Genomic DNA, 12,809 nt, shown 5'->3' with positions numbered 1-12,809 from the left:
AACTGGGGAAAAAATCGGGTTTTCAATGGGTCTGCAAAAAAGTAGGGAATGAGGAGAAAGCGGCAGTATGAGAGAAAAACATCCATTTATTGTTCTATCTTTTCACACGACCGTGGCGGCGATGGAATGGGAAAAACGATGTATGGAAACCGGCATTCCGGGACGTCTGATTCCTCTTCCGAGAGAGATTTCTGCTGGCTGTGGTCTCGCGTGGCGGATGCGCCCGGAGGAGTGGGAGCAGTGGAGCGGACGGATAGACACTTCTGTTTATGATAAGGTGTCGTGTGTGTGGCAGTAAAAAGAATTACTCTAAAAGCAGAAAACACAATCAAAAGAATTATTTGAAGAAGAAGCTGCATAAACAGGTAATGGAAATAATAGTAACAAAAGTGAGATAGGAGAAGGCATCCTCATGAAACGAGATGATTTAATTATTGTGCGCGGCGGCGGTGACCTGGCAACTGGAACGATTCATCGGCTCTGGGCGGCAGGGCTTCGGGTGCTGGTGCTGGAGATTGAAAATCCGGCGGCGATCCGGCGACAGGTAGCTCTGTGTGAGGCGGTTTATACAAAAACAACTGAGGTCGAGGGGCTTCGTGCTGTCCGGATTGATCGATATGAGGAGGCAGAAGCGGTCTGGCAGGAAAATAGCGTGCCGATTTTGATTGATCCGAAAGGCGTGTCGATTGGAGCGCTGAAACCGGCTGTTGTGATCGATGCGATTCTAGCAAAGCGAAATCTTGGAACCCGCCGGGATATGGCACCGCTCACTATTGCACTTGGTCCGGGCTTTACGGCAGGTGAGGATGTGGATGTTGTGGTGGAGACAAAGCGCGGTCACCGGCTGGGGCGAATTATTCGCGAGGGTGCGGCAATCCCGAATACGGGGATTCCGGGCGTGATCGGTGGATACGGTGCAGAGCGGGTGATTCACGCGCAGGCAGCGGGTATTTTCAAAAATGTGCGTGTGATCGGTGATATCGTTGAAGCCGGGGACACGATCGCGGAGATTTGGCAGGAGGACGGAACGAAACTTCTGGTTCAGACACAGATCACGGGCATTCTGCGAGGTCTTTTGCGGGATGGTTATCGGGTGACGGAACATTTCAAGGTAGCAGATGTCGATCCGAGAAAAGAGGAACTTTCCAACTGTTTTCTGATCTCGGACAAGGCGAGATGTATCGCGGGAAGTGTACTGGAGTTGGTGTGTGCCCAGTTATGGAAGTAAAAGAGAGACTATAGCAATAGTTCCTTTGAGAAAAATTCTAAGAAATTTCATCCTAATCATTGACGTATAGCAAAAAAACAGCGTAAAACTTTCTGGATAAGCTCCTTTGGCAGGCAGCTTTGATAAACATCAGGATCTGGTTTTGGAAGATGATCTCTATGATTGTTAGAATCTTCATGTCATAGGAAACTTCGTCCTATGACACAAAAATGCTCCGCGGAAAAGCACAGCGAACTATAAAGACGCTGTGCCTTCCGGGGTTTCTTCCCCTTCATTGGCTTTCTCCATGGTGACAATCGGCTGGATGGCCTCATCAGTATAGCGGACGCGCAGGACAGCCTGGGGCCAGTTAAGCTTGATTAGGGCTGTTTTCTGCCGTTCTTTTCCGGCTTTTTCGATTAGATCGAGCAGTTCACGCAGAACTTCCTTTGTCAGATAGCCGCCGCGCCAGTGAAACGTCAGTGTTTTTCCTTTTTTGGCCGCCTGTAAGGAGCGCTTGTAAACATCCTCCTGTTTGGTAAAGGAAAGCTTCTTTTCTTTGTAGTAGAAATGATCGCTGTCCGTGCAGGCAGGCGCCGGGGCGATGAGCGGTTCGTGGTCGCGGAAGATCGCCTTGTCGTCGAGATTGAAGTAATCGTAGCGGATCTCCTCCCCTGTCTGGCTGCATTTGCCGAGACTGTTGTCGAAGGTAGCGTCCAGATGGTAGTACGTTTTCCCGATCTTGACGATGTTCCAGGTATGGCGGTATTTGATGCCCTTTTCAGGGTTATTGCCGCAGAGCGCGATCATGCACCAGATGCCGAGCGTATCACAAAGAATTTTGACCGATTTGGCAATGCCCTCGCAGACGCCGACGCCCTGTCCCAGAGGTCCGATGATCTCATGGGAGTAGGGCTTTTTTAATTTGTCATAGTGAACGTGTTCGCAGATAATATCGTGGATATAGCGTTCTTTTTCCAGTTCAGTCAGCTTCATTGCCGGGCGGGCAAGTTTTTCGACGCGGGCGCCCATCGCTTTCTGATGTTCGCGGATCTTGCCCTTGTCAAAGAGGTATTCCGGTATCAGGATCAGGTTCGGGGAATCTGGGTAATACTTATATTTAAAGCCGGAAGCCCAGAAAATCTCCGGGTGATCGAGCCGCAGTTCAAAAAATACATTGCTTAAATCCTTTCCCTCCAGGCGCGGAATCTGAAATTCGTCGGAGAGATTGGTAAGCCCCTGCTGCATGGCGCGGTAGGCGGCTTGCTGGTTCTTGTTCATGTGATTATAGTAAAATGGTTCCATTTTGATATTCCTTTGTAATTCTTTATATTTTAGTGTGATTCAGCCGCTTTCTCAATCTGCCCGGATTCCGGGTCAAACCAGACGCGATCGCCCTCATCGATTCCGGCATCATAGAGTGCCTGATCCGCGGTGCGTATCGTATATTCTGGATGCTCTGAGAGGTTTGCATTTTCAGTTGTGTCCAGCAGACGGACACAGACCATCGTTTCCTGTCCGTCCGGGCGTTCTTCACAGCCAAAATCGGCTTCGTATATTTCTAAAACCCGGCAAAGACGCGGGAATGTTTGATTGTTGTTCATTGTGTATATGCCTCATTCCATGAGAAAATTTCTGTTTTTATCTTTTTAATTTTAGCAGAAGATGATAAGGCAGGCAAGTAGAGATGAAAGGGAGGAAATAAATTAAATGCGAAGCCACGGCAAATTCCGTTACTGGGCATGATGCGTGAACAGTAACGTTGGGGCGGCTGGGAAGAAAAGCGGGAGGGGGGGATTTGAGGAGAAAATTGCTGGCAGATACTTGTAATTCTAATAAAAACAGGTAGAATAGAAGCTGTCTATGTCCGCGGGAGACGGACATAAAAGTTACAATCACGGGGGTTATAAGTAAATGGCAAAAAAGAAAAACAGCTTCAGCGGTTCGCTGGGGTTTGTGCTGGCAGCAGCCGGAAGTGCCGTCGGTGTAGGAAATATCTGGCGTTTTCCGTATTTATGTGCGAAAGACGGAGGCGGACTGTTCCTGCTGGTGTATCTGGTGCTGGTGGCGACATTTGGATTTGTACTTCTGACGACGGATGTGGCGATCGGCAGAAGAACGAAGGAGAATGCGCTGCGGGCGTTTGGAACGCTGCATCCGAAGTGGAAGTTTGTTGGATACCTGACGTTTCTGGTTCCGATGTTAATTATGACGTATTATTCGGTCATCGGCGGATGGATCACGAAATATTTCTTTGAGTATTTGACGACATCCGGCAGGGATGTGGCGGAGGACGGATATTTTACATCGTTTATCACGGAAAAGAATGCGCCGCTGATTTTCACGGGAATCTTTCTGGCGCTCACAATCTGGGTTGTATACAGAGGTGTGGAGAAGGGAATTGAGAAATTTTCCTGTTTTATCATGCCGGGACTGATCCTGTTAGTCATCGGAATCGCGATTTTTTCACTGACGCTTTCCTACACGGATGCGGATGGGACGGTCCGGACGGGAATACAGGGATTCCTCGTCTACGTGCGCCCGGATTTTACGGGACTGACGGTAAAAGGATTTCTGGAAGTACTGCTGGATGCGATGAGCCAGCTCTTTTTCTCACTGAGTGTGTCGATGGGAATTATGGTAACATATGGTTCTTATGTCAAAGATGAGATCGATTTGAACAAGGCGACCAACCAGATTGAATTTTTTGATACAGGTGTGGCGCTTCTGTCCGGTATGATGATTATTCCGGCGGTCTTTGTATTTTTAGGACGCGACGGCATGGCGTCCGGTCCGAGTCTGACCTTTATTTCGCTTCCAAAGGTATTTCAGGCGATGGGAGGCGCCGGTCATATCGTGGGACTTGCATTTTTCCTGATGCTTGGCTTTGCGGCGCTGACATCCTGCGTTTCTGTCATGGAAACGCTGGTTGCCAATTGCATGGAAGTGTTTGGAAAGACGAGAAAACAGATGTGTGTGATGGTCGGAATCTATTCCCTGATCACGGCGGTTCTCATTTGTCTGGGCTACAATGTTCTGTATTTTGAGTTGAAGCTGCCGAACGGTTCCACCGGACAGCTGCTTGATGTGATGGATTATATCAGCAACAGCTTCCTTATGCCGATCATTTCCTTCTTAACCAGCATCCTGATTGGATGGGTGGTCGGACCGAAGTGGATCGTGGAAGAAGTCGAGAAAAATGGGGAACATTTTTCAAGAGCAGGTATGTACAGCTTCTTAATCCGGTATATTGTGCCGGCTGTCATGCTGGTTCTTTTCCTGGTATCGACCGGGTTTATTAATATGCTGTAATGAAAAATGGTTTTAGCTGGTTTTCACGATAAATATGTGAACTGGTTAAAACCTTTTTTCATAGAAAGAGCGTCCCATGAAAAGACGCTCTGTTTGAATGGGTCTCATTATTCCTCACGGTCATCCGACTCGATCTCATAGGTATATCCGGCATTTTCGATCGCCTGAATTGTATCTTTGATGCCCTGTCCGCCTGCCGTCAGGTAACCGGATGCGAAGATGGAGTCTACGACGCGTAAAAGATCCCCCTCGCGTCCTTTGAAATAGACCTCGCGTCCCGCTGCACAGCGCAGATCGGTCTGTGGAACCATCAGTCGGGCAAGACAGAGGACTTTCAGGCAGTATTCGGTCGTAAGACCGGAGGTGTCTGTGTGCTCTAACGGGGTGCCCGGAATCGGAAGCAGGAAATTGATCGGAAGCGCCTGCGGTGCGATCTCACGCAGCTCTAATAACATATCGACCACATCCGCGTGGCTTTCGCCCATGCCGATGATACCGCCGCTGCAGATCTCGAAACCGAGCCGCTGCAGCATTTTGATATTGTTGACACGCTGATCAAAGGTGTGGGTGGTGCAAATGTTGTGATAATAGGAACGACTGCTGTTTAAGTTATGGTTGATTCGGTCAAGCCCGGCTTCCTTGAGCATCAGCGCCTGTTTTTCGGTCAGGAATCCGATGGAACAGCAAAGATGTGTTCCCTGTTTTTTCATGACCCGGATGCGGTCTGCCAGCTCGCGGATCTCATCGTCCGAAAATCCCATACCGCTCAGACCAATGCAATGGCGGGCAAGGTGATGGTCGTGGACAAATTCATTGTCATCGTAGAGTTTCTTGTCATCGACCCATTTGTAAGTCTCGATATCCGCCTTGGAACGGCAGGACTGGGCGCAGTAGGCGCAGTTCTGGGAACAGTTGCCGCTGCGGGCATTCGTTAAGAGGTGAATGCTGACGCGGTTCCCCTTATATTTGCGGCGCAGCGCACCGGCGCGTTTTAAAAGTTCCGGCAGTTCGCTGTCCGGACCCGCTAGGATCGCGATCGCCTCTTCGCGGGTCAGAACTGGATCAGCGGCGGTAGTGCTGGATTCGGTAGAAGGACATTCGGTGGAAGAGGTCTGGGTAGAAGTAGCTGTACTCATAGAAAAATCTCCTTTGTGAATTATGTAATCAATGTATATAAATTTTTGAAGTTATGTAGCAGATGGTATGCCAGCAGTAAACAGAAGTAACTAAATTCCATCATTTTCCAATCAAAAAACGCTCCGAGAGGATGTGCCAAGGCATATTTTTTTATAGGATTCAATAAAAACAGGAATCCGTTCGGAACAAAACCTATTAAAGATGTATGAAAATAGGAATCATTAAAACCGATTTTATCATTTTTACCGGCTAGTGTCAACTTATAAAATTGTAAAAGTTTACAATCAAAACTGGACAATATATCGATTTTTTGCTATGATAAGCTAGTTAGAAAAAACTAACTTGCAGGGAACGTGAAAACGAAGTAAACTAGGTGCATAGGTGTGAAAGCTAGGCAGCCTGATTGGATAGAGTGGAGAAACAATGCAGTATTTGTGGATAAATCCGGTTTCTGCCGGGATGTGTGAGGAAGATTCGCTGAAGCGTTTTTTAGAACGGCATGGTCTGACGCGGGTCGAGTGCCGGGGCGATTGGGGACGGATCGTCCGGGAAAGATATGAAGCTAGTTTGCGGGCGGGCGTGACGCTTGCGGATGCGCGCTGTCCGGAGGCAGTTCGGCTGCTTGAAGAGATACAGAAGGAGCCGGAAAACGAATCTGGAATTGAAAACCTGAAAGTTGCCCCGATCGAGCCGATTTTACTTCACTGTGCGCGGGAATTAAGCACGCGTCCGGATCTGGCGGATGGGGAGAAGATCATCACGACGCCATGCCAGAGTCTTGCGGTGCTTGGAAATTCGCTGGGACTTGAGAATACGCGGTTTATCGCATGGAATCGTCTGGCGGGCGGTGAGGTGTGCGTCCGGGCGATCGAAGACAGCCCGATTCCGCCGGGGTATTTTGCGGGAATCTGCCGGAAAGATGGACAAGCGGCGAAGGTAGAGAGTGTCAGCAGTCCGGAGAAAATCCGGGCATATGTGGAGAGCGGAAGCTGGAAGCAGGCGGATCTGCTGGAACTTTTGTATTGTAAGGATGGATGCCATCACGGGGATGGCGTGCAGACAGAGTGAGAGAAAGCTGCGGTTCATGGAAAACGCTTGAAGAAGCGGAAAATGCACGAATTGCGGCAAAAGAATGGGAAGAATGAAAGAAACGAAGAAATTCAAGGATAATTGGCAGAAATACTTCGGTCCGGCGCTGGGAATCGGAGCGGTATTTCTGATCTGGTATTTGGTCTGCCGCATGGAGATGGTCAGTGCGTATGTGCTGCCGTCCCCGGCGCGGGTGTGGACGAGCTTTTTAAAAATGGTGAAAACCGGGGAACTGTGGGGGGATATTTCAATCAGTTTCCTGCGTGTCATGAAGGGATTTGCGATTGCGTTCCTGTTTGCCTTTGTGCTGGGAACGTTCCGGGCGCTGTTTCCGGGCAGCAGCGTTTACTATGAGTATATTGTGCAGTTTTTCCGCAATGTCCCGCCGCTCAGCATGATTCCGCTGCTGATTCTCTGGTGCGGAATCGGAGAGACGACGAAGACGGTGATTATTGTGCTGGCGTCCTTTTTCCCGATGTACTTAAATATCGTGAAGGGATTTACCGGGTGCGATTCGAAACTTCTGGAAGTGGGCGATATGTTTGGCTACTCGAAGCGCCGTAAATTTTTCCGCATCATTCTGCCCTATGCGAGGGCAGATATTCTGGTCGGAATGCGGATCGGGCTTGGCTATAGCTGGCGCGCCATTATCGGTGCGGAGATGGTGGCGGCGTCCACCGGGCTTGGACATATGATTTTATTTGCACAGCAGATGTCGCGGACCGACAAGGTGATCGTGGGGATTCTGGCGATCGGGGCAGTTGGATATGTGACGGATCGCCTGTTTGGATGGATGATAGGATTTGTGCTGAAAGGATCCGGGGAAAATGGCTGGAATTGAACTGATTGATATTCATAAAACATACCGGGTGGATAACCGGGAGATTCCCGTTTTAAACGGGATCAACCTGTCGCTTCCGGCGGGGAGAATCACCGTGATTCTGGGGCAGAGCGGATGCGGGAAAACGACGCTTCTGCGGCTGACCGGAGGACTGGAGACGGCGGACAGCGGAGAGATCCGCTGGGAGAGCGCCCACAAGACGGCATTTGTCTTTCAGGAACCGCGCCTCATGCCGTGGCTGACCGTCTGGGAAAATGTGGTGTTCGGGCTTTCAAAAAAGGAGACAGATCCGGGGAAAATAGAGGCGGTTATCCGCACGGTCGGATTATCTGGATTTGAAAAAGCATATCCGGCACAGCTCTCCGGCGGAATGCAGCAGCGGGCGGCGATCGCGCGGGCGCTGGCGTATGAGCCGACCTTTATCATGATGGATGAGCCGTTTGCTGCGCTTGACTATTTTACAAGGGAACAGATGCAGAAAGAGCTTCTGCGTGTCCAGCAGGAGCGCAGTGCGAGCATTCTGTTTGTGACGCACAGCATCGATGAGGCACTGATTCTGGGAAGCCAGATTGCGGTCATTGAAAAGGGCATGGTCAAGGCGCTCTATGAGGTCAAGGCGCCGCAGGAAGAGAGGAATCTTTTGGAGGATGAGATGATAACCCTGAAAAGGGATATTATAAATAATTTATAACTGTTCAGTGCCTTCACAGTCACGCGCAAAAATCCATTAAAAATTGCCTACGGCAATGGGATTTTTGCCTGCTGGCCCATGTTTTCGTACAGTCAGCGCAGTAAATGCGCAGACCTACTGAACAGTTACAATAATTTACATTTTATTTAGAGGAGGAACGATTATGATGAAACGATGGATGGCAATGGGAATGGCACTCTGCCTTACCGCAGCTTCCCTGGCAGGCTGCTCCGGTACAAAAGATGCGGCTGAGAGCACGCAGGCAGAGGCAGAAACCAGCGCAGAGGAGGCGGCAGCCGAGGAGGAGACAGCGAAAGAATCTGATCTGGATAAGCTGACCTTTACGTATGTAACTTCTCCGCTCAATGTGCCGACGATCATCGAGAAAAATCAGGGTATTTTTGAAAAAACATTTGGCGATATGGGGATTGAGGTTGATTATGCGGAGCTGACCTCCGGGGCAGATCAGACACAGGCGCTGGCTTCCGGCGATGTGCAGGTTTTGTATGCGGTTGGCGGTACTTCGGTGATTCTGTCTGCAGCAAATGGAGCGGATATCAAGGTATTAAATATGTACAGCCGTTCTCCGAAGGCATTCTGTATGTATTCTAAGGATGAGTCCCTGACGACGCCGGAAAGCCTGAGAGGAAAGACAATCGCAGGACCGACCGGAACCAACCTGCATGAGCTTCTCGTTTCCTATCTGGCAATGGCTGGCATGACGATCGACGACGTCAACTATGTCAATATGTCGATCCCGGATGCAAAAGCAGGTCTGGACGGCGGCAGTGTAGACGTGGCTCTGGTTGCTGGCGCAACTGCTTACAATGCAGGGAAGCAGGGTTACCACCTGGTAGCCGACGGCGAAGGCCTGATTAAGGCGATCATTGCAGTGGCAGTGACACAGAAATTCTATGACGAGCACCCGGAGATCATCGAGAAGCTGGAAGAAGCACAGACCGAGATTGCTGATTTCATGGAAGAAAAACCGGATGAGACGATGCAGATCGTAGCCGATGAGCTGGATCTGGACACCGATGCAGTCAAAAGCATGTACGATCTCTATGATTTCTCTACCGAGATCACAGATGATGACAAAGAAGGCTTCCAGAAGACCGCTGATTTCATGTATGAATCCGGCATGATCGACGAGGCATTTGATGTAAAACAGTTATTTATTGAAAAATAATCAGTGAACATTTGAGAGGATAAACGATTGAAAAGCAGCTCCCGGAGTGTGGATTCCGGGGGCTGCTTTTACGATTGCATATGCAATTATGAAAATACGGAATGTTTACGCTAATACCTTTTTAATCGCTTCTAACAGCTCATCATACGTCTCATAAGCCGGAATCTGCGGATATTCTGCCTTGATCTCCTCCGTCGTGCGGAAGAGGAAGCCCGCCTTGCTTGCCTCAATCATGGCGAGGTCGTTGTGGCTGTCGCCGCTGGCGATCGTCTCGAAGCCGCAGGACTGGAGTGCTTTGACGGTTGTATATTTGGATTTCTCACAGCGCATCTTAAAATCGGTAATCTCGCCATTTTCGCTGACAACCAGAGAGTTGCAGAAGATGGTCGGATAGCCAAGTTTCTTCATCAGAGGTCCGGCAAACTGGGAGAAGGTATCGCTGATGATGATTACCTGAGTGATTTCTTTTAATTTGTCTAAAAACTCCCTTGCGCCCGGAAGCGGATCAATTTTAGAGATCGTTTCCTGAATTTCCTTGAGTCCCAGTCCGTGCTCGCGCAGGATGTTTAAACGGTAATTCATCAGTTTGTTATAATCCGGCTCATCGCGGGTGGTGCGTTTTAACTCCGGGATTCCGGTTTCTTCAGCAAATGCGATCCAGATTTCCGGCACTAATACACCTTCTAGATCTAAACATACAATATCCATGTCTCCTCCTGTCTGATACAACGCCTGTCAGCGCTGTGCTCGGTTGAAAAATTTGCTTCCTATTATAGACGAAATGCAGGGGAAATACCAGAGAAATTTGAGAAAAGATGAAAGAATAGAAAAAAGTGCGTTACTGGGCACGTATGCGTGAACAGTAACAAAAGTGCCAATTATTCGCGGTGAGAAAGATTCAGAGGTGAAGAGTTGGCATCATATAGTAGCAGAGTGGTTATCAATAGAATTAAAAATACCAAAAAAGGGAGTCTCGTTTCGTGAGCGAGAGACTCCCTTTTTGGCACCTATAGTCGGGTTATAATTTGATTTTGATGAAATCATTAGCAATGCGCCGGTTTATTCATTTCAGATCTTTTATCGTTTTCTGTCTTCGAAGCAGTCGATTTCGAAAACAGTACTTTACCGGAATGAACCACAATAATGACACCCAGAACCATCAGCAGAACCGCGATGATAAGCTGCAGTCCTTCTACCATAAAGACAGCGGTTCCGGCATTGTAAGCCTTTACCAGTGCGATGCAGCGCTCAACGAGTGCGGTAAAGGTAACGCACAGCATAACAACCAGCGGAACCAGCAGCGTGCGGTTTTCGCGGCCGGTGACGCGTAAGAAGACGCACAGGGTGATGAGAACCAGGGCGCTTAACAGCTGGTTGGCGCTGCCAAACAGCGGCCAGATGTTGGAGTAGCCAATCTGGGTTAAAATGTAGCCGCATACCAAGGTGATAACAGTTGCAAAATATTTGTTGCAGAGAAGTTTTCTCCATCCTTCGGCGTGTTCCATGTCATCGACACTGAACAGCTCCTGGAAGGACATACGTCCGATACGTGCAACGGAATCCAGGCTTGTCAGGGCAAGTGCGGAGACGCACATCGTCATAAAGCACTGGGCAGCGTAAACCGGGATTCCGAACATTTCCAGGAATCCGGCAACACCGGAGGAGAAGATAGCAAACGGAGTACCGGTTGCAGGCGTGCCATCAGCGGAAGCGGCAGCACCGGCAACGCACAGAGCCAGGACAGCCAGTAAACTTTCCAGAAGCATAGCGCCGAAGCCAACTTTCGGCATATCCTTTTCATTGGTGATTGCCTTGGAGGAAGTACCCGAGGAAACCAGGCTGTGGAAACCGGATACGGCGCCGCAGGCAACGGTTACAAACAAAATCGGGAACAGGTCACCGGATTTCTCATTGTGGAAACCAGTGTAAGGCGCCAGGTTCATTGCCGGATGTGCGACAAGCAGTCCAACGACGGCACCGATAATCATACCGGCAAACATAAAGGTTGTCATCAGGTCACGCGGTTCCATCAAAAGCCACATCGGAAGAACGGCTGCGAGGAAAATGTAAGCGAATACCATGTAGGACCAGTTCGCCTTGGTGGTAATGAGCGGGCAGTTCATGCCGATGACGAAAGCAGCTACCGTGCAGACAAGTCCGAGCAAGGTCTGTTTCCAGCCATGGAACTGAGCCTTTTTCTGAATCAGTCCAAATACAACGGCAAAGGCAATGAACAGAAGGGAAATGCTTCCGGCTGCGCCGTTGACAGTTGCGGCGGCGGATAAGCTGGTCACGCCGTCTACCGTCTCATATGCATTGAATGTACCAGCAACCATGTCGGCAAAAGCGGCGGTTACAATTAAAGTAAAGAGCCAGCAGAACAGAAGAAACAGCTTTTTACCGGTTTTGCCGATGTACTGTTCAATCAGAAGTCCCATCGATTTGCCTTCATTTTTAACGCTGGCGTACAGGGCACCAAAATCGGTAACAGCGCCGAAAAAGATGCCGCCGAGGATGATCCAGAGAAAGACCGGAACCCATCCAAAGACAGCCGCCTGAATAGCACCGGTGACAGGACCGGCACCGGCGATGGATGAAAACTGGTGGGCAAATACAACCCAGCCATCGGTCGGAACATAGTCCTGACCATCTTCTTTTGTGACGGCCGGTGTTTTGGCGTTTGGATCAATGCCCCATTTATGGGCGAGCCATCTGCCGTAGAGCAGATAACCAGCCGCCAGACAACCGGCTGCGATAACTACGATAACTAGTGTGTTCATAAAGATACCTCCATTCCCATAGGTCAAATGGTTTTTAGTGTCCCGGCAGTTTGCCGGAGTTTCGGGAGCGGGGAAACAAAAAAGCCTCCGTCCTCCTGAAACTTTTAAAAGTTCAAGAAGACGGAGGCATAAGCATCCGCGGTACCACTTCTTTTACCGGCTGTAAAGCCGATCTCTCAGCCATATCCATCATTCTGAATATGTTCCTCTTTAACGGTAGGAATCCGGACCGGACTACTGGTATCCTGCATGCGTTTGTCCGATCAGCTCACAGGGGATAATTTCCATCGGCGTTACTGTCTTTCATCGCCCGGCAGCTCTCTGAAAACGTGGAGAATTGGAAATCGTGTCCTGCTCAATGCTTTTTACAAGTACGAATTATAGACTTTTTTAAAGGAAAGTCAATCGAAAAAATAGCCGGAAGTTTGTGACAGAAAGTTTACAAATCCGTCATTTTGACAAAAAAATCACAACTAAGAAATCTGTGTTAAAATTTCGAAAAAACTGGACACCCCCTTATTTTGCGGTATAATAGGTAATTGTCGGTTCTTTTTAGGGCTGGC

The 12,809-nt window shown here is 49.2% G+C and carries 12 protein-coding genes and 1 other annotated feature; of the genes, 7 read left to right on the top strand and 5 right to left on the bottom strand.

All coding sequences use genetic code 11. The features are described from left to right. The first annotated feature begins 67 nt into the window (after positions 1–67). Together DXC57_RS09630 and yqeB are read left to right on the top strand one after the other, a co-directional pair. Positions 68–298, top strand: a complete 231-nt coding sequence (locus DXC57_RS09630) for a DUF3343 domain-containing protein (protein WP_118468191.1) — start codon at positions 68–70, stop codon at positions 296–298. 114 nt (positions 299–412) lie between these two features. Beyond that, positions 413–1,228, top strand: a complete 816-nt coding sequence (yqeB, locus tag DXC57_RS09625; protein WP_118293485.1) for a selenium-dependent molybdenum cofactor biosynthesis protein YqeB — start codon at positions 413–415, stop codon at positions 1,226–1,228. A 234-nt stretch (positions 1,229–1,462) separates the two neighbouring features. Here the strand turns inward: yqeB and DXC57_RS09620 are convergent, their stop codons facing one another. Together DXC57_RS09620 and DXC57_RS09615 are read right to left on the bottom strand one after the other, a co-directional pair. Further along, the gene (locus tag DXC57_RS09620; RefSeq protein ID WP_118652336.1) at positions 1,463–2,512 is read right to left on the bottom strand and encodes a transglutaminase domain-containing protein; all 1,050 of its coding nucleotides are present in this window, start codon (positions 2,510–2,512) and stop codon (positions 1,463–1,465) included. Positions 2,513–2,541: 29 nt separating this feature from the next. After that, positions 2,542–2,811 (bottom strand): hypothetical protein, encoded by a 270-nt coding sequence (locus DXC57_RS09615; protein WP_022359077.1) that lies wholly within the window; start codon positions 2,809–2,811, stop codon positions 2,542–2,544. Positions 2,812–3,121: 310 nt separating this feature from the next. Between DXC57_RS09615 and DXC57_RS09610 the strand changes: the two genes are divergently transcribed. Next, positions 3,122–4,519, top strand: coding sequence for a sodium-dependent transporter (locus DXC57_RS09610; RefSeq protein WP_022359076.1), 1,398 nt, complete (start codon positions 3,122–3,124; stop codon positions 4,517–4,519). A gap of 107 nt (positions 4,520–4,626) precedes the next feature. Here DXC57_RS09610 and bioB read toward each other — a convergent pair whose 3' ends face one another. Beyond that, positions 4,627–5,655, bottom strand: a complete 1,029-nt coding sequence (gene bioB, locus DXC57_RS09605) for a biotin synthase BioB (protein ID WP_118652334.1) — start codon at positions 5,653–5,655, stop codon at positions 4,627–4,629. 424 nt (positions 5,656–6,079) lie between these two features. Between bioB and DXC57_RS09600 the strand changes: the two genes are divergently transcribed. The 4 genes from DXC57_RS09600 to DXC57_RS09585 all read left to right on the top strand — a co-directional run bounded on the left by DXC57_RS09600 (position 6,080) and on the right by DXC57_RS09585 (position 9,466). Beyond that, on the top strand, positions 6,080–6,724 hold the full coding sequence (locus DXC57_RS09600) for a hypothetical protein (RefSeq protein WP_118472182.1): 645 nt from the start codon (positions 6,080–6,082) through the stop codon (positions 6,722–6,724). 73 nt (positions 6,725–6,797) lie between these two features. Beyond that, complete coding sequence (locus DXC57_RS09595; protein WP_118652332.1) at positions 6,798–7,586, top strand: ABC transporter permease; 789 nt, start codon at positions 6,798–6,800, stop codon at positions 7,584–7,586. After that, positions 7,573–8,277: an ABC transporter ATP-binding protein gene (locus tag DXC57_RS09590; protein ID WP_118523920.1), complete on the top strand. Its 705-nt coding sequence runs from the start codon at positions 7,573–7,575 to the stop codon at positions 8,275–8,277. The genes DXC57_RS09595 and DXC57_RS09590 overlap by 14 nt, the downstream gene beginning before the upstream one ends. A 163-nt stretch (positions 8,278–8,440) precedes the next feature. Further along, on the top strand, positions 8,441–9,466 hold the full coding sequence (locus DXC57_RS09585) for an NrtA/SsuA/CpmA family ABC transporter substrate-binding protein (RefSeq protein ID WP_347501961.1): 1,026 nt from the start codon (positions 8,441–8,443) through the stop codon (positions 9,464–9,466). Between the two features lie 105 nt (positions 9,467–9,571). On the opposite strand, the gene thrH is transcribed toward DXC57_RS09585, so the two are convergent. Continuing rightward, entirely contained in the window at positions 9,572–10,174 is a 603-nt protein-coding gene (thrH, locus tag DXC57_RS09580) for a bifunctional phosphoserine phosphatase/homoserine phosphotransferase ThrH (protein WP_022359071.1), read from the bottom strand. A 335-nt stretch (positions 10,175–10,509) separates the two neighbouring features. Beyond that, positions 10,510–12,246, bottom strand: coding sequence for a carbon starvation CstA family protein (locus tag DXC57_RS09575; protein WP_118652330.1), 1,737 nt, complete (start codon positions 12,244–12,246; stop codon positions 10,510–10,512). Positions 12,247–12,359: 113 nt separating this feature from the next. Beyond that, positions 12,360–12,614 (bottom strand) — a binding site (T-box leader). Positions 12,615–12,809 lie beyond the last annotated feature (195 nt).

The organism is Clostridium sp. TF06-15AC (assembly GCF_003481165.1).
GTDB lineage: Bacteria > Bacillota > Clostridia > Lachnospirales > Lachnospiraceae > Otoolea > Otoolea fessa.
The sequence above is the reverse complement of the archived record's forward strand: the minus strand, read 5'-3'. Positions and strand labels throughout refer to the sequence as shown.

Coding starts and splice junctions, on each gene's coding strand:
- DXC57_RS09630 (WP_118468191.1), top strand. CDS start 68: ATGAGAGAAAAACATCCATTTATTGTTCTATCTTTTCACACGACCGTG.
- yqeB (WP_118293485.1), top strand. CDS start 413: ATGAAACGAGATGATTTAATTATTGTGCGCGGCGGCGGTGACCTGGCA.
- DXC57_RS09620 (WP_118652336.1), bottom strand. CDS start 2,512: ATGGAACCATTTTACTATAATCACATGAACAAGAACCAGCAAGCCGCC.
- DXC57_RS09615 (WP_022359077.1), bottom strand. CDS start 2,811: ATGAACAACAATCAAACATTCCCGCGTCTTTGCCGGGTTTTAGAAATA.
- DXC57_RS09610 (WP_022359076.1), top strand. CDS start 3,122: ATGGCAAAAAAGAAAAACAGCTTCAGCGGTTCGCTGGGGTTTGTGCTG.
- bioB (WP_118652334.1), bottom strand. CDS start 5,655: ATGAGTACAGCTACTTCTACCCAGACCTCTTCCACCGAATGTCCTTCT.
- DXC57_RS09600 (WP_118472182.1), top strand. CDS start 6,080: ATGCAGTATTTGTGGATAAATCCGGTTTCTGCCGGGATGTGTGAGGAA.
- DXC57_RS09595 (WP_118652332.1), top strand. CDS start 6,798: ATGAAAGAAACGAAGAAATTCAAGGATAATTGGCAGAAATACTTCGGT.
- DXC57_RS09590 (WP_118523920.1), top strand. CDS start 7,573: ATGGCTGGAATTGAACTGATTGATATTCATAAAACATACCGGGTGGAT.
- DXC57_RS09585 (WP_347501961.1), top strand. CDS start 8,441: ATGATGAAACGATGGATGGCAATGGGAATGGCACTCTGCCTTACCGCA.
- thrH (WP_022359071.1), bottom strand. CDS start 10,174: ATGGATATTGTATGTTTAGATCTAGAAGGTGTATTAGTGCCGGAAATC.
- DXC57_RS09575 (WP_118652330.1), bottom strand. CDS start 12,246: ATGAACACACTAGTTATCGTAGTTATCGCAGCCGGTTGTCTGGCGGCT.